Annotated in this window: 17 protein-coding genes; 10 read left to right on the top strand and 7 right to left on the bottom strand. The window is 48.3% G+C overall.

What is annotated here, in order from left to right; translation table 11 throughout:
• The first annotated feature begins 31 nt into the window (after positions 1–31).
• From NQ546_RS10600 to NQ546_RS10560, 9 genes are all read left to right on the top strand, one after another.
• A complete protein-coding gene (locus NQ546_RS10600) occupies positions 32–1,372 on the top strand; it encodes a glutamate synthase subunit beta (protein ID WP_004291166.1) in 1,341 nt (446 codons plus the stop codon).
• 210 nt (positions 1,373–1,582) lie between these two features.
• Complete coding sequence (asnB, locus tag NQ546_RS10595; RefSeq protein WP_004291168.1) at positions 1,583–3,313, top strand: asparagine synthase B; 1,731 nt, start codon at positions 1,583–1,585, stop codon at positions 3,311–3,313.
• A 105-nt stretch (positions 3,314–3,418) separates the two neighbouring features.
• A complete protein-coding gene (locus tag NQ546_RS10590; protein ID WP_004291169.1) occupies positions 3,419–4,183 on the top strand; it encodes a glycerophosphodiester phosphodiesterase family protein in 765 nt (254 codons plus the stop codon).
• A gap of 347 nt (positions 4,184–4,530) precedes the next feature.
• Positions 4,531–5,382: a diaminopimelate epimerase gene (gene dapF / locus NQ546_RS10585; RefSeq protein ID WP_004291170.1), complete on the top strand. Its 852-nt coding sequence runs from the start codon at positions 4,531–4,533 to the stop codon at positions 5,380–5,382.
• A gap of 28 nt (positions 5,383–5,410) precedes the next feature.
• Complete coding sequence (locus NQ546_RS10580) at positions 5,411–6,643, top strand: LL-diaminopimelate aminotransferase (RefSeq protein ID WP_004291171.1); 1,233 nt, start codon at positions 5,411–5,413, stop codon at positions 6,641–6,643.
• 97 nt (positions 6,644–6,740) lie between these two features.
• Complete coding sequence (locus tag NQ546_RS10575; RefSeq protein WP_004291172.1) at positions 6,741–7,454, top strand: TorF family putative porin; 714 nt, start codon at positions 6,741–6,743, stop codon at positions 7,452–7,454.
• 77 nt (positions 7,455–7,531) lie between these two features.
• The gene (locus NQ546_RS10570) at positions 7,532–7,888 is read left to right on the top strand and encodes a P-II family nitrogen regulator (protein ID WP_004291173.1); all 357 of its coding nucleotides are present in this window, start codon (positions 7,532–7,534) and stop codon (positions 7,886–7,888) included.
• An 88-nt stretch (positions 7,889–7,976) separates the two neighbouring features.
• On the top strand, positions 7,977–9,425 hold the full coding sequence (locus NQ546_RS10565; protein ID WP_004291174.1) for an ammonium transporter: 1,449 nt from the start codon (positions 7,977–7,979) through the stop codon (positions 9,423–9,425).
• A 56-nt stretch (positions 9,426–9,481) separates the two neighbouring features.
• Entirely contained in the window at positions 9,482–11,671 is a 2,190-nt protein-coding gene (locus NQ546_RS10560) for a glutamine synthetase III family protein (protein ID WP_004291175.1), read from the top strand.
• A gap of 127 nt (positions 11,672–11,798) precedes the next feature.
• Here the strand turns inward: NQ546_RS10560 and NQ546_RS10555 are convergent, their stop codons facing one another.
• On the bottom strand, positions 11,799–13,130 hold the full coding sequence (locus tag NQ546_RS10555; protein ID WP_004291176.1) for a threonine/serine exporter family protein: 1,332 nt from the start codon (positions 13,128–13,130) through the stop codon (positions 11,799–11,801).
• Between the two features lie 190 nt (positions 13,131–13,320).
• On the opposite strand from NQ546_RS10555, the gene NQ546_RS10550 reads away from it, so the two are divergent.
• Positions 13,321–14,103, top strand: a complete 783-nt coding sequence (locus tag NQ546_RS10550; protein ID WP_004291177.1) for a DUF6064 family protein — start codon at positions 13,321–13,323, stop codon at positions 14,101–14,103.
• Between the two features lie 63 nt (positions 14,104–14,166).
• Here NQ546_RS10550 and NQ546_RS10545 read toward each other — a convergent pair whose 3' ends face one another.
• The 6 genes from NQ546_RS10545 to NQ546_RS10520 all read right to left on the bottom strand — a co-directional run bounded on the left by NQ546_RS10545 (position 14,167) and on the right by NQ546_RS10520 (position 23,041).
• Entirely contained in the window at positions 14,167–16,731 is a 2,565-nt protein-coding gene (locus tag NQ546_RS10545) for a glycosyltransferase family 1 protein (protein WP_004295199.1), read from the bottom strand.
• Between the two features lie 35 nt (positions 16,732–16,766).
• Complete coding sequence (locus NQ546_RS10540; protein ID WP_004291179.1) at positions 16,767–18,431, bottom strand: glycogen/starch synthase; 1,665 nt, start codon at positions 18,429–18,431, stop codon at positions 16,767–16,769.
• Positions 18,432–18,704: 273 nt separating this feature from the next.
• On the bottom strand, positions 18,705–19,169 hold the full coding sequence (locus NQ546_RS10535; RefSeq protein WP_004291181.1) for a V-type ATP synthase subunit K: 465 nt from the start codon (positions 19,167–19,169) through the stop codon (positions 18,705–18,707).
• Positions 19,170–19,270: 101 nt separating this feature from the next.
• Positions 19,271–21,085: a V-type ATP synthase subunit I gene (locus NQ546_RS10530; RefSeq protein ID WP_004291182.1), complete on the bottom strand. Its 1,815-nt coding sequence runs from the start codon at positions 21,083–21,085 to the stop codon at positions 19,271–19,273.
• Complete coding sequence (locus tag NQ546_RS10525) at positions 21,082–21,687, bottom strand: V-type ATP synthase subunit D (RefSeq protein WP_004291183.1); 606 nt, start codon at positions 21,685–21,687, stop codon at positions 21,082–21,084. The genes NQ546_RS10530 and NQ546_RS10525 overlap by 4 nt, the downstream gene beginning before the upstream one ends.
• A gap of 25 nt (positions 21,688–21,712) precedes the next feature.
• On the bottom strand, positions 21,713–23,041 hold the full coding sequence (locus tag NQ546_RS10520; RefSeq protein WP_004291184.1) for a V-type ATP synthase subunit B: 1,329 nt from the start codon (positions 23,039–23,041) through the stop codon (positions 21,713–21,715).
• Positions 23,042–23,191: the final 150 nt, after the last annotated feature.

The following is a 23,191-nucleotide window of genomic DNA, read 5'->3' as shown; positions in this document are numbered from 1 at the left end:
TTTCAATCTTTAAATACTCAATTTATCAGTCATGGGTGATCCAAAAGCATTTCTAAATATTCCCCGCCGGGAAGCGGGCTACCGTCCGATACACGAACGTATCACAGATTTCAGTCAGGTGGAGCAGACACTGAACAGTCACGACCGCAAACTCCAAGCGTCACGCTGCATGGAGTGCGGCGTACCTTTTTGCCACTGGGCATGTCCGTTGGGCAACAAGCAACCGGAGTTTCAAGACGCACTCTATAAAGGAAAATGGCGCGAAGCCTATCAGGTGCTGAACGAAACGAACGACTTTCCCGAATTTACGGGACGCATCTGTCCTGCGCTTTGCGAGAAGTCGTGCGTGCTGAAACTCTCCTGCGATGCTCCGGTAACTATCCGCGAGAATGAGGCTGCCATTGCCGAGGCCGCCTTTCGCGAGGGCTACGTCGTGCCTGCCCGCCCCAAACGCAACGGAAAGAAAATAGCCGTTATCGGTGCGGGCCCTTCCGGACTGAGCGTTGCCGTACGGCTGAATGCCCGCGGCTACGAAGTCACGATATTCGACTCCAAACCGATGCCGGGCGGACTGCTGCGCTACGGAATTCCCAACTTCAAGTTGCCCAAGGAAGTGATAGACCGCCGTATGGATGTGCTGAAAGCCGAAGGCATCCGTTTTGAGATGAGTGTCCCCATCGACGTGCGGAAACTGCCCGCAGGCTTCGACGCTTATGCCGTCTGCACCGGCACACCCGCCGCCCGCGACCTTGTCATCCCCGGTCGTGAACTGAAAGGCATCTATTTTGCGCTTGATATGCTGACGCAGCAGAACCGCATCCTCGACGGAGAAACATTCCCGAAAGAGCAACTTGTCAATGCCAAAGGCAAACGGGTGCTCGTCATCGGCGGCGGTGACACAGGTTCGGACTGCATCGGGACAAGCGTCCGGCAGGGAGCTACGAGCGTGACGCAGATAGAAATCATGCCACAGCCTCCCATAGGCCACAATGATGCTACGCCCTGGCCGCAATGGCCTGTTGTCCTGAAAACGACTTCCAGCCATGAAGAGGGATGCACACGCCGCTGGTCGTTGGCTTCCAACCGGTTCATCGGCAAGAACAGTAAGGTTTGCGGCGTGGAAGTGGAAGAAGTGGAATGGCTGCCGGCTGCCGAAGGCGGCCGCCCCACCATGCGGCCTACGGGTAAGAAAGAAATCATCGACACCGACATGGTACTGCTGGCCATGGGATTCCTCAAACCGGAGCAACCGGAATTTGCAGAGAATGTGTTCGTGGCGGGCGACGCCGCCAACGGTGCAAGTCTCGTAGTACGCGCACTGGCCGACGGCCGCAAAGCAGCCCGGCAGATCGACCTATACTGCAGCCGGTAATCGTGCTACGGCGAAAAACAAATACCAAAGGCTGAAACTATGAGTACCATGCTTTGGTACTCATAGTTTCAAAGGGAGAAACCAGCAGTCTCAAGGCAGGAAACCGGTAGTTCCATGCGGAGAAACAAAATATTCCCCTTAACCGGAGGGAAAGTCTCCCCAAAGGTAATCAATATCATCTCAATATCAATCTCTAAAACAACTACAACCATGTGTGGAATAGCAGGTATTTTCAACATAAAGTCCCAGACTCCGGAACTCAGAAGTAAAGCACTGAAAATGGCGCAGAAGATACGCCACCGCGGACCGGACTGGAGTGGCATCTACGTAGGCGGCTCAGCAATCCTTGCGCACGAGCGTCTTTCCATCGTCGATCCCCAATCGGGCGGACAACCCCTGTACTCGCCCGACCGTAAACAAATCCTTGCCGTCAACGGCGAGATATACAATCACCGGGACATCCGTACGCGTTATGCCGGACAGTATGCCTTCCAAACCGGGAGCGACTGCGAGGTTATCCTTGCCCTGTACAAAGACAAGGGCATCCGCTTTCTCGAAGAACTGAACGGCATTTTCGCTTTCGCCCTCTACGATGAAGAAACGGACGACTATCTCATAGCCCGCGACCCTGTCGGAGTGATACCTCTCTACATAGGCAGGGATAAAGAAGGTCGCATCTACTTTGGCAGTGAGCTGAAAGCCCTTGAAGGCTTCTGCGACGAATACGAACCTTTCCTGCCCGGACATTATTACCGGGGAAGCGAGGGCGAAATGCGCCGCTGGTACACTCGCGACTGGATGCAATACGACGCCGTAAAAGACAACTATGCCACCGTCACATCCGGCTCCGCCCCTGCATCTGCCGGCATCAATGCCGCGGCATACCAAGCCCAGGTTTCCGCCGTACGCAACGCGCTCGAAGCCGCCGTACAACGCCAGTTGATGTCCGACGTACCTTACGGCGTACTGCTGTCCGGCGGCCTCGACTCTTCCGTCATTTCGGCCATCGCCAAAAAATATGCCGGAAAACGCATCGAAACGGACAACAAGTCAGATGCATGGTGGCCCCGGCTCCACTCCTTTGCGGTGGGGCTGAAAGGCGCTCCCGACCTACTCAAAGCTCGTGAAGTGGCGCAACACATCGGTACGGTTCATCACGAAATCAACTACACCGTTCAGGAAGGACTGGATGCCCTCCGCGATGTCATCTACTTCATCGAAACCTACGATGTGACAACAGTGCGCGCATCCACCCCCATGTACCTGCTGGCACGTGTCATCAAAAGCATGGGCATCAAAATGGTACTCAGCGGCGAAGGGGCAGACGAGGTGTTCGGCGGTTATCTGTACTTCCACAAAGCGCCCACGCCACAGGCTTTCCATGAGGAAACGGTGCGCAAGCTCTCCAAACTGTATCTCTACGACTGCCTGCGCGCCAACAAGAGCCTCTCCGCATGGGGCGTGGAAGGACGCGTGCCCTTCCTCGACAAAGAGTTTCTGGATGTAGCCATGCGGCTGAATCCTGCCATAAAGATGTGTCCGGGCAGGGAGATTGAAAAGAAAGTGGTTCGCGACGCCTTTGCGGACATGCTGCCCGAAAGTGTTGCATGGCGTCAGAAGGAACAGTTCTCCGACGGTGTGGGTTACAACTGGATTGATACGCTGAAAGCGGTGACCGCCGCTGCCGTCAGTGACGAACAAATGCGGAAAGCCGCCGAGCGCTTCCCCGTAAACACGCCGATGAACAAGGAAGAGTACTACTACCGCACCATCTTTGAGGAGCACTTCCCCGGTACGAGTGCGGCAAAAAGCGTACCCAGCGTACCGAGTGTAGCCTGTTCCACCGCCGAAGCCCTTGCATGGGATGCTTCGTTTCAGGGAAAGAACGACCCAAGCGGACGCGCAGTGGCCGGCGTACATACGGAAGCATACAAAGATTAAAAAAAGCAATCATACCGCAAATGCAACCGAATTTTAATATGCTTTCTATTTCATATTCGCAACGCTTATGCTATCTTTGAAAAGAATAATCAATTTCTAAAGCCAATGAAACTGAAAAGCCTTATTATCACTTCTGCCCTACTGCTCGCCGCCTGCGGCTGCATACAGGCACAGTCCACCCAAGTTATCGCCCACCGCGGCTTCTGGAAAGCCAACGGCTCGGCACAGAACTCCATTGCCGCATTGGTGAAGGCGGACTCCATCGGTTGCTACGGCTCCGAGTTCGACGTATGGCTCACCACCGACAACCAGCTGGTGGTAAACCACGACGCTACTTTCAAAGGAGTGAACATGCAGAAGTCCACCGCGCAGCAGTGCACCGCTGTGACATTGGACAACGGAGAACAACTCCCCACCCTGCAACAGTATCTGGAGAAAGCCGGACAACTGAAAACGCGTCTCATCCTGGAGCTGAAAGCCCATAAAACACCCGAACAGGAAACACGCGCTGTGAAAAGCATCGTGAAGATGGTCAGCGATATGAAGCTGGACGACCGCATGGAATACATCACATTCTCGCGCCACGCAACCAAAGAGTTCATCCGCCTTGCTCCCAAAGGCACCCCGGTGTATTATCTGGAAGGAGATCTCTCCCCTAAGGAACTGAAAGAATGGGGCTGCGCCGGTCCCGACTACCACTTCAGCGTTTTCAAGAAACATCCCGAGTGGATCAAAGAATCCCACGATTTAGGCATGAAAGTAAATGCCTGGACCGTAAACGATGCCAAAGACATGAAGTGGCTGATAAGCCGGGGCATAGACTTCATCACCACCAACGAACCCGTAGAACTGCAGGAAATACTGCAATAAAAGTAGCAAGTAACAATACATATAGAAAGCCAATACAAACAAACCGCTTCATTTTGCAAACAATGAAGCGGTTTTCTTATTTCAAAAAGGCAGCGATAAGCTGATAATACAATCATTTTTATTATTTTCGCATAAGAAGAAACAACAGTTATATTACAATCCTTATGAATATAGTGCTGCATACTTTTAAATTGAAAGTGAAATCATGTATATTTGCACTGAATGAAAGTTGCAGCAGAAATAAATAGAAAACAGATGCCAATACTGATTAAATATCATCCAAAACGTCGTATATTTGCATTGAAATAAGACAAAAGGATATAATTAACCAACAAAGTGAGTACAAAATGACAAGAATCATAAAGTTTACCAAAATGCATGGCGCAGGCAACGACTACATATATGTAGACACCACCCGCTATCCCATCGGAAATCCGGAGAAGCTCTCGAAAGAGTGGAGCGCACTGCATACGGGAATCGGCAGTGACGGTCTGGTACTTATAGGGCGTTCCGGTAAAGCCGACTTCAGCATGCGTATATTCAATGCGGACGGCTCGGAAGCAAAGATGTGCGGAAACGCCAGCCGGTGCATCGGCAAATATCTTTATGACTACAAGCTGACCTCCAAAACGGAGATAACACTCGATACCTTGTCCGGCATCAAAACCCTAAAGCTGCATGTGGAAAACAACAAAGTGGACACCGTAACCGTCGACATGGGTATTCCTGCCTGCGAACCTGCCTGCTATGACGGCAAGGAAGGCAAACCGATGAAAGAGCACCCCATTGAAATAGACGGGGTGCGATATACGGGTACTACCGTATCTATGGGCAACCCCCATCTGGTGATCTTCGTAAACGATATCACCAAGGTAGACCTTCCCGTCATCGGCCCGAAACTGGAAAACCACCCCTTCTTTCCCGGACGCATCAATGTGGAGTTTGCCCAAGTATTGGGAGAAGGAAGAATAAGGATGCGGGTATGGGAACGCGGTTCGGGCATCACACAAGCCTGTGGAACAGGAGCATGCGCCACCGCCGTAGCCGCTTTTCTCACAGGACGCTCCGGAAGAAAAGCAACCGTCATCATGGATGGAGGAGCGCTTACCATTGAATGGGATGTAGCCACCGGGCACGTCTTCATGACAGGAAACGCAATCCGGGTGTTCGACGGAGAGGCGGAAACGAATGATGAATAAAATGGCTCACACTTAAAACAACAGAGATATGGCATTAGTGAACGAACATTTTTTAAAGCTGCCGGGCAGTTATCTGTTCTCGGACATAGCCAAAAAGATCAATACTTTCAGGATAACGCATCCCAAGCAAGACGTCATCCGTCTGGGTATCGGAGACGTTACCCGCCCACTGCCGCAAGCCTGCATCCAAGCGATGCACAAGGCAGTGGACGAGATGGCCGACGCCAAGACATTTCATGGATACGGCCCCGAACAGGGATACGACTTTCTGATTGATGCCGTCATTAAACACGATTACGCACCGCGCGGCATTCATTTCAGCCCGCAGGAAATATTCATCAACGACGGGGCGAAAAGCGATACGGGAAACATCGGCGACATCCTCCGCCATGACAACAGTGTGGGGGTCACCGATCCCATCTATCCCGTATATATTGACAGCAACGTGATGTGCGGACGCGCCGGCATACTGGAAGAGGACGGCAAGTGGAGCAACGTAACCTACATGCCCTGCACAGCCGCCAACAACTTCATTCCCGAAATTCCGGACAAGCGCATCGACATCATTTACCTCTGCTATCCGAACAATCCTACGGGCACTACCCTCACCAAACCGGAGCTGAAGAAATGGGTGGATTATGCCCTCGCCAACGACACGCTCATCCTGTTTGACGCAGCCTATGAAGCATTTATCCAAGAAGACGATGTGCCCCACTCCATATACGAAATCAAAGGAGCGAAGAAATGTGCCATCGAATTCCGCAGCTTCTCAAAGACGGCAGGATTCACAGGAGTGCGTTGCGGCTACACCGTAGTGCCCAAAGAACTGACAGCCGCCACGCTGGAAGGTGAACGCATCTCACTCAACAAACTGTGGAACCGTCGCCAATGCACAAAGTTCAACGGTACAAGCTACATCACCCAACGCGCCGCCGAAGCGATCTATACTCCGGAAGGCAAACGGCAAATAAAAGAAACCATCGGTTACTATATGAACAATGCCCGTACGATGAAAGAGGGTCTTGAAATGGCAGGCCTGAAAGTGTATGGCGGCGTAAATGCCCCATACATCTGGCTGAAAACACCGAACGGCGTAAGTTCCTGGAAATTCTTCGAGCAAATGCTGTACGAAGCCAATGTAGTGGGAACACCGGGCGTAGGATTCGGACCAAGCGGTGAAGGATACATCCGCCTGACCGCCTTCGGCACGCACGAAGACTGTGTGGAAGCCATGAGGCGCATCCGCAACTGGCTGATATAAAAAGTAAACTACTATTTAATAGTTCAAACGCAATATTGCACAAACAAGCCGGACTGATCATCCGCAATTTTTCTAACTCTAAAAAAGGTAAGAAGATATGAAAACAAGAATTGTAAAATTAGGAGTAATAGCATTATTATCAACAGTAATGCCTTTCACGACAAAAGCACAGGACAAAGTAGAAGCATCAGTAGGCGCCGACATCGTAAGCGGTTACATTTGGCGTGGGCAAGACTTGGGCGGCGTGAGCCTTCAGCCCAGCGCATCAATTGCCTACAAAGGCTTTTCGCTGGAGGCATGGGGATCGGTAGGCATTGAAAAGACAAACGCCGACGGATACGATGCCAAAGAGTTAGACCTGATTCTGGGTTACTCCACCGGTGGTTTCAGCATATCTATCACCGATTACTGGTTCAACACCGGTGCAGGCTACTTCCACTATGGCGCCCACAACACCGCCCATCTGTACGAAGCCCAGTTGGGTTACGACTTTGGCCCGGTAGCAGTAAACTGGTACACAAACTTTGCCGGAGCCGATGGCGTTAAAGAAAACGGTAAGAGAGCCTATTCATCCTACATCTCCGTAGCCGCTCCTTTCAAATTGGGCGGGCTTGACTGGACAGCCGAGGTCGGAGCCACCCCTTGGGAAACGGACTTCTACGGAGCAAGCGGTTTTGCCGTATGCGACGTCAGCCTGGGAGTTGCAAAAGACATCAGAATCACCAATTCATTCTCCCTGCCACTCTTTGCCAAAGCCACTTGGAACCCATGCTCGGAAGGGGCATACTTCGTAGTGGGGCTAAGTTTCTAAGAATGGAAAGGCTCAGATTACATCTGTCCGCCCCGAACGGCAAATGATGAACTGTTTAATAATAAATTAATTAAGGTATGAAAAAGATTGAAGCTATCATCCGCAAAACCAAGTTCGAGGAAGTGAAGGACGCACTCCTCGAAGCGGACATCGAATGGTTCTCCTACTATGATGTAAGAGGCATAGGGAAGTCCAGACAGGCCCGCATCTACCGAGGTGTGCTATATGACACCAGTTCCATCGAACGCATCCTTATCTCTATTGTTGTACGCGACAAGAATGTGGAAAAGACAGTACAAGCTATTATCAAAGCTGCACAGACCGGCGAAATCGGCGACGGCCGTATCTTCGTCATTCCCATCGAAGACGCCATTCGCATCCGCACAGGAGAACGGGGTGACATCGCCCTCTACAATGCCGAACAGGAAAGATAAACGGCAGCACTCAAACCATACTAATTTCATTGGGCGACGTGCCCGGTGACAAGTCAAAAATACAAGTACAACTAAAATCAAAAAGATTATGGACGTATATATGAAACACAGTTTCACAAAACTGTGTACGGCCCTTGCTATACTCATAGCTTGCTGCCTCACAACAGATATTTATGCGCAAACCGCCGTAGCAGATACTGCAACGACAATCACATCCGAAGTTATCACAGCAACAGAGACAACTGTTGAAGAAGGATCGGTAGCCGATACTGTTTCCCAATTAGTATCCGGTGTCAATACGGTCTGGATGTTGCTTGCAGCCATGCTGGTGTTCTTCATGCAGCCTGGGTTCGCGCTGGTGGAAGCCGGCTTTACCCGTACCAAGAACACTGCCAATATTCTTATGAAGAATTTCGTGGACTTCATATTCGGCTCATTGCTCTACTGGTTCGTAGGCTTCGGCATCATGTTCGGCCTGGGCGACTTCTTCGGGACTCCTCATTTCATGAGCCTGTTGTTCGACAGTAACGGTCTGCCCGACCCCACCTCACTGCCCACCGAAGGTTTTCTGGTGTTCCAAACCGTATTCTGCGCCACTTCTGCCACAATCGTTTCTGGAGCTATGGCAGAACGCACAAGGTTCTCCATGTATCTGGTTTATACAATCTTTATCAGCGTACTGATCTACCCCGTTTCCGGGCACTGGACCTGGGGAGGCGGCTGGCTGATGAATAGTGAGGCCGGTTCGTTCATGATGAAAACTTTCGGAACCACTTTCCATGACTTTGCAGGTTCTACCATCGTACACTCCGTAGGCGGTTGGATTGCACTGGTAGGTGCAGCCATCCTTGGCCCCCGCATCGGCAAGTATGGTAAGGACGGCCAGTCAAAGGCTATCCCCGGACACAACCTCACAATTGCAGCACTGGGTGTATTCATCCTCTGGTTCGGATGGTTCGGCTTCAATCCCGGATCACAGCTGGCAGCAGCCACCACCGCCGACCAAGTAGCTATCTCACTCGTATTCCTCAACACCAACCTGGCAGCTTGTGCAGGTGGTTTCTTCGCCCTAAGCATAAGCTGGCTGAAGTATGGCAAGCCATCTCTGTCATTGACTCTAAACGGCATCCTGGCAGGTTTGGTGGGTATTACGGCTGGTTGTGACACAGTATCTCCCTGGGGTGCGGTTGTCATCGGAGCTATCTGTGGCATACTGATGATATACTCCGTAGAGTTCATCGATAAAGTCCTGAAAATTGACGATCCCGTAGGCGCCTCTTCCGTACATGGCGTCTGTGGTCTCACAGGTACAATCCTCACCGGACTGTTCTCCACCAGCGAAGGACTCTTCTATGGTGCAGGCGCAAACTTCCTCGGAGCACAGATCTTCGGTGCGGTGCTCATCGGACTTTGGGCCATAGGCATGGGATTCATCATCTTCAAGGCGCTCGACAAGATACATGGCTTACGCGTTCCATCCCGTATTGAAGAGGAAGGTCTCGACATCTACGAACATGGAGAGTCTGCATACAACTGACAAAAGTTTTTTTACTCCAACATATTTATAAACCAACAATTACAACTGAAGGTATTATGTCAAAATTGAGATTCAGAGTAGTAGAAACGGCGTTCAAGAAGAAACCCGTTGCAGTGGCAGTCCCGACGGAACGTCCGTCAGAGTACTTTGCCAAGTATGTATTCAACAAGGAAAAGATGTTCAGGTACCTGCCAAGCAAGGTATATGCCAAGTTGATCGATGTAATTGACAACGGCGCACCGCTGGACCGCAGCATTGCCGACGAGGTGGCTGCGGGAATGAAGAAGTGGGCGCTCGAAATGGGAGCTACCCATTACACGCACTGGTTTCACCCGCTAACCGAAGGCACTGCCGAAAAGCACGACGCTTTTGTGGAACACGACGGCAAAGGCGGCATGATGGAAGAATTCACCGGCAAGCTGCTTGTGCAGCAGGAACCGGATGCATCCAGCTTCCCGAACGGCGGTATTCGCAATACGTTTGAAGCGCGCGGCTATTCTGCCTGGGACCCTTCCTCTCCCTCATTCATCGTAGACGATACACTCTGCATCCCTACCATTTTCATTGCCTACACCGGAGAGTCACTGGACTACAAAGCACCGTTGCTCAAAGCACTGCGTGCGGTGGACAAAGCAGCAGTGGACGTATGCCACTACTTCAATCCGGATGTAAAAAAGGTAGTCGCCTATCTGGGCTGGGAACAGGAATACTTCCTGGTTGACGAAGGGCTGTATGCCGCCCGCCCCGACCTCCTGATGACCGGACGTACACTGACCGGACACGACAGCGCCAAAAACCAACAGCTCGAAGACCACTACTTCGGTGCTATTCCACCGCGTGTGGCTGCCTTCATGAAAGAGCTGGAAATAGAAGCGTTGAAACTCGGTATCCCCGTCAAGACCCGCCACAATGAGGTTGCTCCCAACCAGTTCGAACTGGCTCCTATCTTCGAGGAATGTAATCTGGCCGTCGACCACAACATGCTCATCATGGCTTTGATGCGTAAGATTGCCCGCAATCATGGCTTCCGCGTATTGCTGCACGAAAAACCGTTCAAAGGGGTCAACGGCAGCGGCAAGCATAACAACTGGTCACTGGGGACGGATACGGGCATCCTGCTCCATGCCCCCGGCAAACTGCCCGAAGACAACCTGCGTTTCATCACCTTTGTGGTGAACACCTTAATGGCCGTTTACAAACATAACGGATTACTGAAGGCAAGCATCTCCAGCGCCACAAATGCCCACCGGCTGGGAGCAAACGAAGCACCGCCCGCAATCATATCCAGCTTCCTCGGCAAACAGTTGAGCCAGGTTCTGGAACATATAGAGGAAAGCACCAAAGACGACCTTGTCAGCCTCAGCGGCAAGCAAGGCATGAAACCGGATATTCCCCAGATTCCCGAACTGATGATAGACAACACCGACCGTAACCGTACCAGCCCGTTTGCTTTCACCGGCAACCGCTTTGAGTTTCGCGCCGTAGGGTCGGAAGCCAACTGCGCCAGCGCCATGATTGCCTTGAACTCCGCCCTTGCCGAACAGCTGACAGAGTTCAAGAAAGATGTAGACGAACTTATGGAAAAGGGCGAACCGAAGATTTCGGCCATCCTCGACGTCATCCGTAAATATATCAAGATATGCAAGCCTATCCATTTCGACGGTAACGGTTACAGCGACGAATGGAAAGCCGAAGCCAAGAAACGCGGTCTGGATTGCGAAACCAGTGTGCCCCTCATCTTCGACAACTACCTGAAACCCGAAAGCATCCGGATGTTCGAATCCGTAAATGTCATGACGCGGAAAGAACTCGAAGCCCGCAACGAAGTGAAATGGGAAACCTATACAAAGAAAATCCAAATTGAAGCCCGCGTACTCGGTGATTTGGCAATGAACCACATCATCCCCGTAGCCACACAGTACCAGACAGACCTGATAGACAATGTTTACAAGATGAAAGACCTGTTTCCGGCAGAGAAAGCGGCAAAACTATCGGCCAAGAACCTCGAACTCATCGAGGAGATTGCCGACCGTACCACCTTCATCAAGGAGCATGTGGACGCCATGATCGAAGCCCGCAAAGTGGCCAACAAAATTGAAAGTGAACGCGACAAAGCCATCGCCTATCACGACAACATCGTGCCAATGATGGAAGAAATCCGTTACCACATCGACAAGCTGGAACTCATCGTCGACAACCAGATGTGGACATTGCCTAAGTACAGAGAACTGTTATTTATAAGATAGAGAAAGACGTTTCGGACATTCCAACTCTGAAACCGGAAATTATCTATTTCTTTTGTTGGTTGTTTTAAGTTTGAAGGGAGAGAAGTGCTGCGACGGCAATTCTCTCCCCCTTTTGTTTCATGTCTACTTACCATTCAAAGAAATTACCTCTCTCCCTGCGCTTCTGCAATTCCTCCCGCAGGAAACGCTGGCGGTCTTTAGCAATGTAACGGCGGGCAAAGATATTAGGAACCGCCACTCCCAATGCAATGCAAAGAATGATCAATGAAGCGTTGATGCCGTTCGATACGGCCACCGTCACCTCGCCTACCACTCCATGCATATTGATCAGGGCAACCAATGCACGATACATCAAGACCCCCGGAATCATCGGAATGACAGAAGGAATGGTGAGCACGTGATTGGGCACATGAAACCAATGGACAGCCTTCACTGCCACCAAGCTCACCACCATGGCTCCTGTGAAAGACCCGATGACCGGACCGAGCCCCAGCTCAAAGTTGACAAAGTTACGCGTACATACGGCAATAATTCCACCTACCGCAACTACCCACAACAAACGACGCTGGATATTGAATATCATGGAAAATCCCATAGCAGATATAGCCGCTGCAATGGCATATATATAGTATGGATCGTGCGGAACCATGCTCAACTCACTGAACTTCTTGTCAATCACCACATCTTCCATCGCCAGCAAACGCATGGCTATCACAATGCCGAAAGCCATGGCGCACACCATCAGCACCGTATTGACAGCACGCACAATTCCCACCTGTATGTAGTTGTCAATCATGTCGTCCACAAAATTTATAATGGGAACTCCCGGTACAATGAACAGCGCACAAGCCAGCAACGGATGATATGGAGTTCCTGACATCCCCGTAAAAGTAGTGACATAAGCAAGGCAGGTAGACACCAACGCTGCAATGGCAATGCTCATATAAAGATTGATGCCGAACTCCACGCAACGCGCACGAACACGAAAACCGGCAAAAGCCGCAATAGAAGCAAACAAAAATGCAATCCAATCACCACCGAACAGCTTACAGAAACCGCCACAGGCGAAACCTGCCCCAACAGCCACAAGATAGGGAGCATAGTTGCGCTTCTTATTCTTTATTTTCTCCAGCTCTTCTTCGTACCGGTCAAGCGAATAATCTTCTTCAATAGCCCGCCAGGAAAGTTTACTGATTTCGGAAATGGCCGTCATGTTGATGCCATGCTTCTCGCACTTCTGGAATTTGGAATAAGAATGCGATTCATCACTCAGGTTCACCACCAGCATAGTATAAGTCACATCAATGTGAAGGTTTTCTTCGGGTAATCCCAAATAGGCTGCAACGCGGTTCATATTGCGCACTATGCGATTGGTATCGGCAGCACTCTCTACTAATATTTTCCCTGTACGAAGCAACAAATCAAGCTTCCTGCGTAAAATAATCTCTTGTTCAACCATTGTTTATCCTTTAAACTATCTACTAATATCCTATCTTGCCCGTTTTCGGAGAGGGGGTGCAAAGATAGGCAAAATATAGAAAAGAATTTCATATCTCACCGGAAACTCATACCTTTGCACGCATTTTTGAAATAAGGAAAAACAGAGGGACTATACTTTCATCATATCTCTAAAAAAGAAGGCTGATTATATGGAAATATTCTGGAATACTATTGCGAAATACAACGAAAACACCTGGTGGGCGCAAATCATCATTACAGCAACAGGCATTGTACTGACCACACTGTTATACCATAAACCCACCGTTCGGACAAAACGCTCCATGAAAGCGTACATGGTGTTCCTCAACGGCTGGATAGCCCTGGTGTACTATATGATGTACTGCAACACACGCAGTTACCACCACATACCCGCCATTTTTTGGGGAATAATAGCCTTGATCTGGTTGTGGGACCTGTTTACGGACTATACCCCATTCGAGCGCAATCCCAAATATCAAATGCTTGTAGGAGTGCTTTATGCAATGCCTTTTCTCTATCCCCTCCTCTCATGGGCGCGTGGAATGGAATTTCCTATGATGACGACAACCGTAATGCCCTGCTCGGTAGCAGTATTTACTATCGGATTGTTACTGGCTTTCTCGCGCAAGGTTAACCTGCTCATTATCCTTTTTCTTTGCCATTGGGCGCTCATTGGTTTCTCCAAAGTATATGTATACAAAATACCGGAGGATCTGTTGCTGGCAAGCGCCACCGTCCCTGCTATCTACCTGTTCTTCAAGAACTACGTGGCACAGAACCTGCATAAAGAAACAAAACTGAGCGCCCGGCTTATGAACTGGGCGCTGGTGTTGATCTGCATCGTCATCGGACTGTTCTTAAGCATTACCCTTTTTCAGGAATTAGGGAAACCGGAAAAAAAACAGACCATCCGTTTACCCGAAACGAATGGTCTGTTTGCACCAAACACATGATGCGTTTACCCTAAACAGATGATGTATTTCCAATGAACACATCATCTGTTTTTTCATATCATCTTAAATGAACCAGCGAACATAGCAGAAGTCCTGACGGTGAGGCAAGTCTGCATTCTTGGGGAACATACGGTAAGCAACTTTGAAGCTACCCGCATTTTCCAACTTATGCTTCACCTGGAATGTATAGAGGTCGCCCTCTTTCTTCACTACATTGAACGGCTCTACGGAGTAAACGTGTTGTTTGCCGTCCTGCGCAGTATAGGTAGTTACCAGTTCCAGGCCGATTGCATCGTTCAATCCCTTCTCGTCAATAACGTAGGTAATGGTGTATTCCTTACCGCTTTCGATAGAACCTTTAACCAGCTCTTCCGTCTTTTCGCAAGATACGACCTCAATGCTATCCCACTTGGAAACAACTTCCTCTTTCCATGCTGCAAGTTCCTTAGCCTTAGCATAGCTATTGGCTGCCAGTGACTTAAAGCGTTTGGCTTCCTTAATGTAGAACTTATTATAGTAATCGTCCAACTGACGCTTCATTGTGTAATGAGGTGCAATCTGAGCGATGGAGTTCTTAATAGTCTTTATCCAGCCTTCAGAATATCCCTTCTTGTTGCGTGCATAGTACAACGGCAGGATTTCCTGTTCGAGGATGCTGTAAATAGTAGCGGCATCCAACTGGTCCTGATATTCCTGATTCTGATAGGTGCGCTTTTCTGTCAATGCCCAGCCGGCACCTTCACGATAGCCTTCCAGCCACCAGCCGTCGAGTACGGAGAAGTTCACCACACCGTTCATCAGCGCCTTCTCACCGGAAGTACCGGATGCTTCGAGCGGACGTGTCGGAGTGTTCAACCAGATGTCTACACCCGATACCAAACGGCGTGCCAACTGCATATCGTAGTTTTCGAGGAAAATAATCTTACCCAAGAACTCAGGACGGCGTGAGATTTCAATAATTCTCTTAATCAGCCCCTGTCCTGCACCGTCGTGCGGGTGAGCCTTACCTGTGAACAAGAATTGTACCGGATAGTCGGGATTGTTCACAATCTTGGACAGACGTTCCAAATCGGTGAACAGCAAATGCGCACGCTTATAAGTGGCGAAACGACGTCCGAAACCAATCAGCAATGCATTCGGGTTGATCTTGTCCAACAGAGACACAACGCGTGAAGGGTCTCCCTGATTATTCAACCATGTCTTGCGATATTCCTTGCGAACATAGTCAATCAGCTTATTCTTCATAGCCATGCGCGTCTTCCAGATTTCTTCATCAGCTACATTGTAAATAGCTTCCCAAATCTTAGGATTGGACTGGTCATACCAGAAGTTCTCATCGAAATGTGCGGCATAAAGCTGTTTCCATTCCGTTGCACTCCATGTGGGGAAGTGTACACCGTTCGTAACGTAACCCACGTGCATTTCTTCCGGGAAGTAGCCTTTCCAGATAGGAGCAAACATCTCCTGAGAGACTTTTCCATGCAACCAGCTTACACCATTCACTTCCTGAGAAGTGTTGCAAGCAAATACGGACATACAGAAGCGTTCGCCCTTGTCGCCCGGATTGTTGCGGCCAAGATCCATAAGGTCATCCCAAGTGATGCCCATTTTGGAAGGATAACCACCCATGTACTTGCCGAAAAGACCTTCGTCGAAGTAATCGTGACCGGCAGGAACCGGAGTGTGTACGGTGTAGAGAGATGAAGCGCGTACCAATTCAATGGCCTGATCGTAGGTCAGCCCTTCGGCTACGTAGTCGCAGATGCGCTGTACGTTGATCAACGCTGCATGTCCTTCGTTACAATGATATACATCTTTCTTGATACCCAGTTTCTTCAGAGTAAGAATACCGCCGATACCGAGCAGGATTTCCTGCTTCAGACGGTTTTCCCAATCACCGCCATAAAGCTGATGAGTGATAGAACGGTCGAACTCGCTGTTCATCTCATTATCCGTATCAAGCAGATAGAGAGAGATACGGCCCACGTTTACTCTCCAAAGGAAAGCGTGTACGTAATAATCCAAATAAGGAACATCCACCACAATCTGATTGCCGTTTTCATCCAATACGCGGTCGATAGGCAACTGACCGAAGTTCTGAGCTTCGTAATTGGCAATCTGCTGCCCATCCATAGCCAAGGTTTGAGTGAAATAGCCGTAACGGTACAGGAAACCGACAGCACACAAATCCACATTGCTGTCAGAAGCCTCTTTCAAATAGTCGCCGGCAAGTACACCCAGACCACCGGAATATATCTTCAATACATGATTCAAACCGTACTCCATGCTGAAATATGCAACAGAAGGACGATTGCTATCAGGTTTCACATCCATGTAATTGCGGAACTTGGAATATACATCTTCCATTCTACGCAAAATAACTTTGTCTTTAGCAAGTGCTTCGAGCTTGGCATAGCTCATACGTTCCAGCAGCAGAACAGGGTTCTGTCCCACTTCTTTCCAAAGTACAGGGTCAAGGTCTTTGAACAATTCAGTAGCTTCATAATTCCATGACCACCAAATGTTACGTGCAAGTTCGGACAATTTCTCCAACTCAACAGGGATGTGAGACTTTACATTCACATCTTTCCAGTTCGGAGTGTTTACATTACTAACTTTAATCTTCATTGTATGATTACTTGATTGATTAATATTTCTTTTCATCAGCCTAACTGACGCTTCATCGCATTGCGCAATGCAATATCGTAGGCCTCATAATAATATTGTATGAAATGTTTCCATAAAGCCTGCTCCGCCACTTGGGCTGCACGCTTACGGATTTCTTTGATTTCCGCATCTGTCTTTGTGGAGAACATAGCTATCGTATCCTTAATGCCGTCTGCCACTTCGGAATAGTTATAGTCCGAACGGTGCAGCACTTCTACCCCGTCGTCGATGCCATGCTGGTTCTTGAGACTATTCACCCAAAGTCCGAAACCGGCAAGATCAGTCGTAATAGTCGGTACGCGAAAAGCCACACTCTCCAACGGAGTGTATCCCCAAGGCTCATAATAGGAAGGATAAACGCTCAGATCCTCTCCCAATATCAAGTCGTAATAGTGCTTGTTGAGAATTCCATCTTTGCCGTCCTGATAGCAAGGAACAAAAATAACTTTCACCTTATCTTCGGGACGGTTGTTCATACCGAGGTATTTCAACATATCCAAGACTTGGTCATGCGTCATATTGTGCAGCCAGTGTGTAATGAAAGGCACTTCCAAAGGAGTGGTATAATGTTCGTCCTTCTTTTTCAGACGTCGCTGCAGGTCCTCACGAGGATCACCCACCCAACTGGGAACGTTGACGAAAGCCAGCACTTTCTTTTTCAGATTCTTATCGCGATTCAGACGGTTCAATGATTCCAAGAACACATCGATGCCTTTATTCTTGAACTCGTAGCGCCCGCTTGTTCCTATAATGAGTGTATCATCATCGAACTCCTGCCCCAAAAGACTATTTGCCACACGCAGCATAACGGCACGTGCGCGCTTGCGCTTACCGGTAAATGTAGCACCTTTAGGAACGAAATCGTCCTCGAAACCGTTCATAAGGATTACATCGGCAGGCTTGTCAAGCAACTCCTTACATTCATTATTGGTAATTTCGCTTACGGTAGTAAAGCAATCGACATAATGGGCGGTCTGTTTCTCAATGGAATGTTTGGACTCCATGTTCAGCTCCTGCGCCATTTGATCGCCATTGTAAGCAAAAAGATAATCGTACAGCGGCTTGTTATTACCCGCAATAGAGCGTCCTATCGAAGTGGCGTGTGTGGTAAATATTGTAGCAATCTCAGGAACGGCAGTCTGCAAATAAAGTGCAGCCATGCCTGTCATCCACTCGTGCGCCTGAAACACCACTTTATCCGTTTCCGTCAAATTATACCGATAGAAACTCTCCACCACCTTTCCGGTGGCATATGCAAACATGGAGGCTTCATCATAGTCACCGTATGCATGCAGGGAGTCCACTTGATAGTGTTCCCACATTTCCGTATAAATTTCATTCTTTTGTGCAAAGAAAGGTTGGAAATCAACCAGTATGACAATAGGCTCACCCGGAATATTCCAGCGGCCTACGCGGACAGAGAGGTTATCTTTTTCAATAGCATATTTTTTCCATGCGGCACAAAGGTTCTGGGACTCGATAAATAAAGGATTCTCTTTCCCTTGCCAAAAATCCGGACCCACAAAAAATACTCTATCGTGAAAGTTTGTCTGCAAAGTGTTTGCTCTGGTAGACAACACTGTATAGATACCGCCCACTTTATTACACACTTCCCAACTCGCTTCGAAGATGTAATCGGGGGTAAGTAGCTCTTTAACCATATATGTTATAATCTCTTTATCATAATTACGGCTGCAAAAGTACGCATTATTCTTTGAAAAATAGCCTTTTAATCGAAAAAACTGATTAAAAGACTATATACAATCGTTTGCATAAATGTTATCGATAACGATGAAAGCCCGTCAAATCAGGGAATGGAGAAAGGACAGCACTGAACGGGAAAAACAAAAGACAAGAATAAAAGTAAAGGATATTGAAAAGCCCCGGAATTTCACTGGGATATTCCGGGGCTTTCAATATCTTTTAATACTTCTTTAGGCGGTCAGCGCACTACCGATCAAGAAAGTAGCAGCCAAAGCTACGATAGCATAAAGTTCAGGGAATACAGCAAGAATCAGCGTATTGCTGAACACATCATGTCCCTGTCCGATAGCAGCGATACCATTGGCACAAACCTGTCCCTGACGGATAGCCGAGAACAAAGCAACCAATCCTAAAGCAATTCCTGCACCAAGAATAGCGGCTGCCTGAATAGCCGTCATGCCCGGAGTAAGAATACCGAAAATAGTCTGGAACATAAAGTAACCGGCGAAACCATACAATCCCTGGGTACCGGGAAGGGCTGTCAACACCAAGAAGTTACCAAACGCGCTATCGTTTTTCTTCAATGCACCAATAGCTGCATTACCGGCAATTGTCACACCATAGGCACTACCAATACCTGACAAACCAATCATCACTGCAATGCCAATATAGGCAATCAATAAATTCATTTCCATAATTTTATTCGTTTTTTATTGTTTATATTTTTATTTATTTCTCTTTATAAAGCCCATGTCATTTCCACACTGCCTTATCTCTCAATTTTAATTCTTAAATTTCATTTTTTAAACGGCTTGTACTCCTTCCCACCGCCTTCATATCCTGAGTTCTTGAAGAATTCCACAAAGGTCAGACGCATAGGATGAACCATCGCACCCAGCACATTCATAAAGATATTGATAGCATGACCTATAACGAATATCAAGACCATTACAATAGGTCCTGCAATAACATTATCAGGGCTCATGCCCACCGCCAAACTATTGAACACGCCTGCCAGGATGCCACCCGAAAGCCCAAGGGCAAACAAGCGCACATACGACAATACATCACCAAGTAAACCGGTAGCCATATTGTAGGAATCCCAAAGCCCAAGTCCGATATTGAGGAATATATTCTTTCCCGGACTGTTGTAGAGGAAAATCATGGCTGCCGCTACACCAAGGATGCACAAATGCACCGTACCACCCAGCGGCATCACTTCCGGTAATAGGGCCCCCATTCCACAGGAGATCAACAGTATGATCCAGCCTATTGTAGCTACGGCATACTTAATTCCGAACTGAATACCCTGGTTTACAGCCTTCAGCACCATACCGAACAAGATCTGTACCACACCGAGTATCAATGACAGCTGGAACATATCATTATTGTCCATAAACAAGGTTTCTTTCATTTTCTGGAAGAAAGGCAGGTCAATATCGTAGATGTTCGCTCCGAAGAATGTACCCGTCAATAATCCGCAGAAGAAAGTGGATGCCGCCAATACTTGTATCAATGAAAGAACAGGCTTCATTGTCGCACTAATATTCTTGGCAAACAGGCGATACAAGGTAGCTCCCAAAAATAAGAACAACCCGTATCCGGAGTCTCCCAGGCACAAACCGAAGAACACCATAAAGAAAGGTGCAAAGAAAGGAGTCAAATCCAACTCATTATACTTAGGCAACATATAGAGCTTGCATATCGGCTCGAACCATGCAAAGAAACCTTTGTTGTTCAACTGTATAGGCACGTTGTCGCCCGGTACGGGGGATGTAACTTCGTAATACACATGCTGTGCATCAAGCCATGTGGAAATCTCTTCAATCCTGGAAGCCGGCGCCCAGCCTTGCAACAACATCAGCTTTTCTCCTGCAGTAGCCTCCGTATTCAGCATTACTTTAGAGAACTCCATATCGGTGTTCACCTCTTTCAAAGCCGCACGTAACGAAGGGAGTTCTTTTTCTGCAAGCCCTTTCAGCTTCTTCTCATTGTCCGCCAAAGCCTGTTCTGTCTCATCACAAAGAACCTGTACACGTTCCAGTGAACAAGACGGCAGCTTTGCCTGCTCCGCATCCAAATCCACACCTTCGGCATTTTTAGTTACCGTAACAAAATAGACACGAGAAGACAGGCGGTTGATAACCATTGCATTATAAGTCTCTTCCCATAGGTCATCGTAATTGCTTTCCGAGCAGCTATAAAAGCCTACCGTCAGTCCGGCATCATGCAGACGTGACAGGCTTGCAGGTTCAAAGTTCCCCCAAGGTTCCAGCGCTGCTTTTTCTTTCTGGTAAGTTTGCAGCAATTGTTGCAACTTATTCTTTTCAGCCTGCAACTCATCCACTTCATTCAACACCTCCAAACCGCGAGCAGCCGAAGCTGCCGTTTCAGTTACCGCTGACTTGGCAGGCTTTAAAGCTTGCAGTAATTTTTCGGTCATCTGCAGACGGCCAGACAGGCGAATACTGTCCTGCAATTCTGTATTGTCGGCAACGCCTTGTTGCTTTTCAGCGACGTGCACCACACCGAGGTCGCGCACACCATTCAGGAATGTCTCGTACTCCTTATGATATACAAGGAACGTGAGCTTCTTCATTTTTGTAATCATGCTTCTGTCTCCTTCCTTTTCTCTTGGTGGGACTTCATGATTTTCTGCGATGACTTGGAGAGGTTCTCCTCATCTTCCATAAATCGTTTGATTTTGCGCAGTGCATCCTGATAGCCCGGAATCTGTACTTTCTCAAAAAGATTCACCTTCTGGGTGGTCTTTTTACGCGCATGTTCCAACAAATTCAGCTTAGCAACGGTAAATTCCCGTTCAATGGCCGTATGTGCCAATTCCTTAAGCAAATGCAGCCCGTCTGCATACCATTTGGGCGCATTAAACAAGCTGTAAGGGCGTATTTCGAAATCTACATTTTCGAGTAACGGCACTCTTACACCGGCAATCTTCTTCACGCCAAGATGAACATCGTTAACCTTTATTAATGAGGCATCAAACTCATTCCAAAGGGCGAACATGGCTTCATAAGCTTGGATTTCCTTTTCCAACCTCGCATCCAATGCAGCCGCATCAGCCTTGCAGCGTTTCACCTCCATACGCAGGGCACTCTCCTTATTCTTAATGATAGGAAGCGTACGCACGCGCACCTTCAGTTGCTTTTCCAGCTGCTGGAGCGATGTTTTATTATATTGAAACTTAATAGCCACTTCGATAATAATTAATGATTAGTGATTAGTTTTCTGATTGAGGCCAAAACTCGTCCACAAGCTCTTTCTTGATGTTCACCTCTTCCGGACGGAAATACTTACCGAACAAACTCCATGCCACATCAAGCATTTCTGTCGTATCGAGGTTTACGTCAATAGCCAGCAATTGATTGGAGTAATCCTTGGCAAAGGCAAGAGTACGTTCATCATAATTCGTCAGGTCGAAACCGTTTTCAAGTTTAGTCTTGGCATTGGCGGCATCGGCATACAAACGTACAGCAGCGTTCATCACCTGCGGATGGTCTTTACGCGTTTTCTTACCGGTAACGAGCTGTTTCAAGCGAGACAACGAACGGAACGGGTCAACAATAACCTTACCGATATCACTGTCACGACGAAGGAATAGCTGTCCCTCAGTGATATATCCCGTATTGTCAGGCACAGCATGTGTGATATCACCACCGGATAAAGTAGTCACAGCAATAATCGTGATAGAACCACCGCTGGGGAACTGCACCGCCTTTTCGTAAATCTTCGCCAAATCCGAATAAAGAGAACCCGGCATAGAGTCTTTAGACGGAATCTGGTCCATACGGTTGGATACAATCGCCAATGCATCCGCATAAGAAGTCATATCCGTAAGCAGTACCAATACCTTTTCATTATTGTTTACCGCAAAATACTCAGCAGCAGTCAACGCCATATCCGGAATCAACAGACGTTCTACGGGCGGGTTTTCGGTCGTGTTCATGAAGCTGACAATACGGTCGAGCGCACCGGCATTAGAGAATACATTCTTGAAATAGAGGTAATCGTCATTCGTCATACCCATACCTCCAAGGATAATCTTATCAGTTTCCGCACGCAAGGCCACATTTGCCATAACCTGATTGAAAGGTTGATCAGGGTCTGCAAAAAATGGAATTTTCTGTCCGGACACTAATGTATTGTTCAGGTCGATACCCGCAATACCGGTCGCAATCAGTTCGGAAGGTTGCTTACGACGGACCGGATTCACAGACGGACCGCCAATCTCCACTTCCTGACCTTCGATAGACGGACCACCATCGATAGGGTCACCAAAGGCGTTGAAGAAGCGTCCGGCAAGCTGATCACTCACCTTAATTGTAGGAGCTTTGCCCAAGAACACCACCTCTGCATTAGTCGGAATACCTTCCGTACCCTCAAAGACCTGCAAGGTCACATCGTCACCGGCAATCTTAACCACCTGGGCCAGCTTGCCGTTTACGGTTGCCAACTCATCATACCCTACCCCCGTAGCTTTCAACGAGCACGTGGCTTTCGTTATCTGAGTAATCTTGGTATATATCTTTTGAAATGCTTTTGTTGCCATTTACTTATTTACTATTTATTCCCTACGGTCATGATACATCTTATATCTTTAACACATAGGAACGTTGACAATTTACTATTTACTATCTAAATCTCCGCTTGACGTTTTCCTATTTCCTACCTGCAACTTCACTTCATGCACCTGCGTCTG

It is taken from the genome of Bacteroides eggerthii, from assembly GCF_025146565.1.
Lineage (GTDB): Bacteria > Bacteroidota > Bacteroidia > Bacteroidales > Bacteroidaceae > Bacteroides > Bacteroides eggerthii.
The sequence above is the reverse complement of the archived record's forward strand: the minus strand, read 5'-3'. Positions and strand labels throughout refer to the sequence as shown.

Bases quoted from the DNA above. Each gene is read 5' to 3' on its own strand.
- NQ546_RS10600 (WP_004291166.1), top strand. From the start codon at position 32: ATGGGTGATCCAAAAGCATTTCTAAATATTCCCCGCCGGGAAGCGGGC.
- asnB (WP_004291168.1), top strand. From the start codon at position 1,583: ATGTGTGGAATAGCAGGTATTTTCAACATAAAGTCCCAGACTCCGGAA.
- NQ546_RS10590 (WP_004291169.1), top strand. From the start codon at position 3,419: ATGAAACTGAAAAGCCTTATTATCACTTCTGCCCTACTGCTCGCCGCC.
- dapF (WP_004291170.1), top strand. From the start codon at position 4,531: ATGACAAGAATCATAAAGTTTACCAAAATGCATGGCGCAGGCAACGAC.
- NQ546_RS10580 (WP_004291171.1), top strand. From the start codon at position 5,411: ATGGCATTAGTGAACGAACATTTTTTAAAGCTGCCGGGCAGTTATCTG.
- NQ546_RS10575 (WP_004291172.1), top strand. From the start codon at position 6,741: ATGAAAACAAGAATTGTAAAATTAGGAGTAATAGCATTATTATCAACA.
- NQ546_RS10570 (WP_004291173.1), top strand. From the start codon at position 7,532: ATGAAAAAGATTGAAGCTATCATCCGCAAAACCAAGTTCGAGGAAGTG.
- NQ546_RS10565 (WP_004291174.1), top strand. From the start codon at position 7,977: ATGGACGTATATATGAAACACAGTTTCACAAAACTGTGTACGGCCCTT.
- NQ546_RS10560 (WP_004291175.1), top strand. From the start codon at position 9,482: ATGTCAAAATTGAGATTCAGAGTAGTAGAAACGGCGTTCAAGAAGAAA.
- NQ546_RS10555 (WP_004291176.1), bottom strand. From the start codon at position 13,130: ATGGTTGAACAAGAGATTATTTTACGCAGGAAGCTTGATTTGTTGCTT.
- NQ546_RS10550 (WP_004291177.1), top strand. From the start codon at position 13,321: ATGGAAATATTCTGGAATACTATTGCGAAATACAACGAAAACACCTGG.
- NQ546_RS10545 (WP_004295199.1), bottom strand. From the start codon at position 16,731: ATGAAGATTAAAGTTAGTAATGTAAACACTCCGAACTGGAAAGATGTG.
- NQ546_RS10540 (WP_004291179.1), bottom strand. From the start codon at position 18,431: ATGGTTAAAGAGCTACTTACCCCCGATTACATCTTCGAAGCGAGTTGG.
- NQ546_RS10535 (WP_004291181.1), bottom strand. From the start codon at position 19,169: ATGGAAATGAATTTATTGATTGCCTATATTGGCATTGCAGTGATGATT.
- NQ546_RS10530 (WP_004291182.1), bottom strand. From the start codon at position 21,085: ATGATTACAAAAATGAAGAAGCTCACGTTCCTTGTATATCATAAGGAG.
- NQ546_RS10520 (WP_004291184.1), bottom strand. From the start codon at position 23,041: ATGGCAACAAAAGCATTTCAAAAGATATATACCAAGATTACTCAGATA.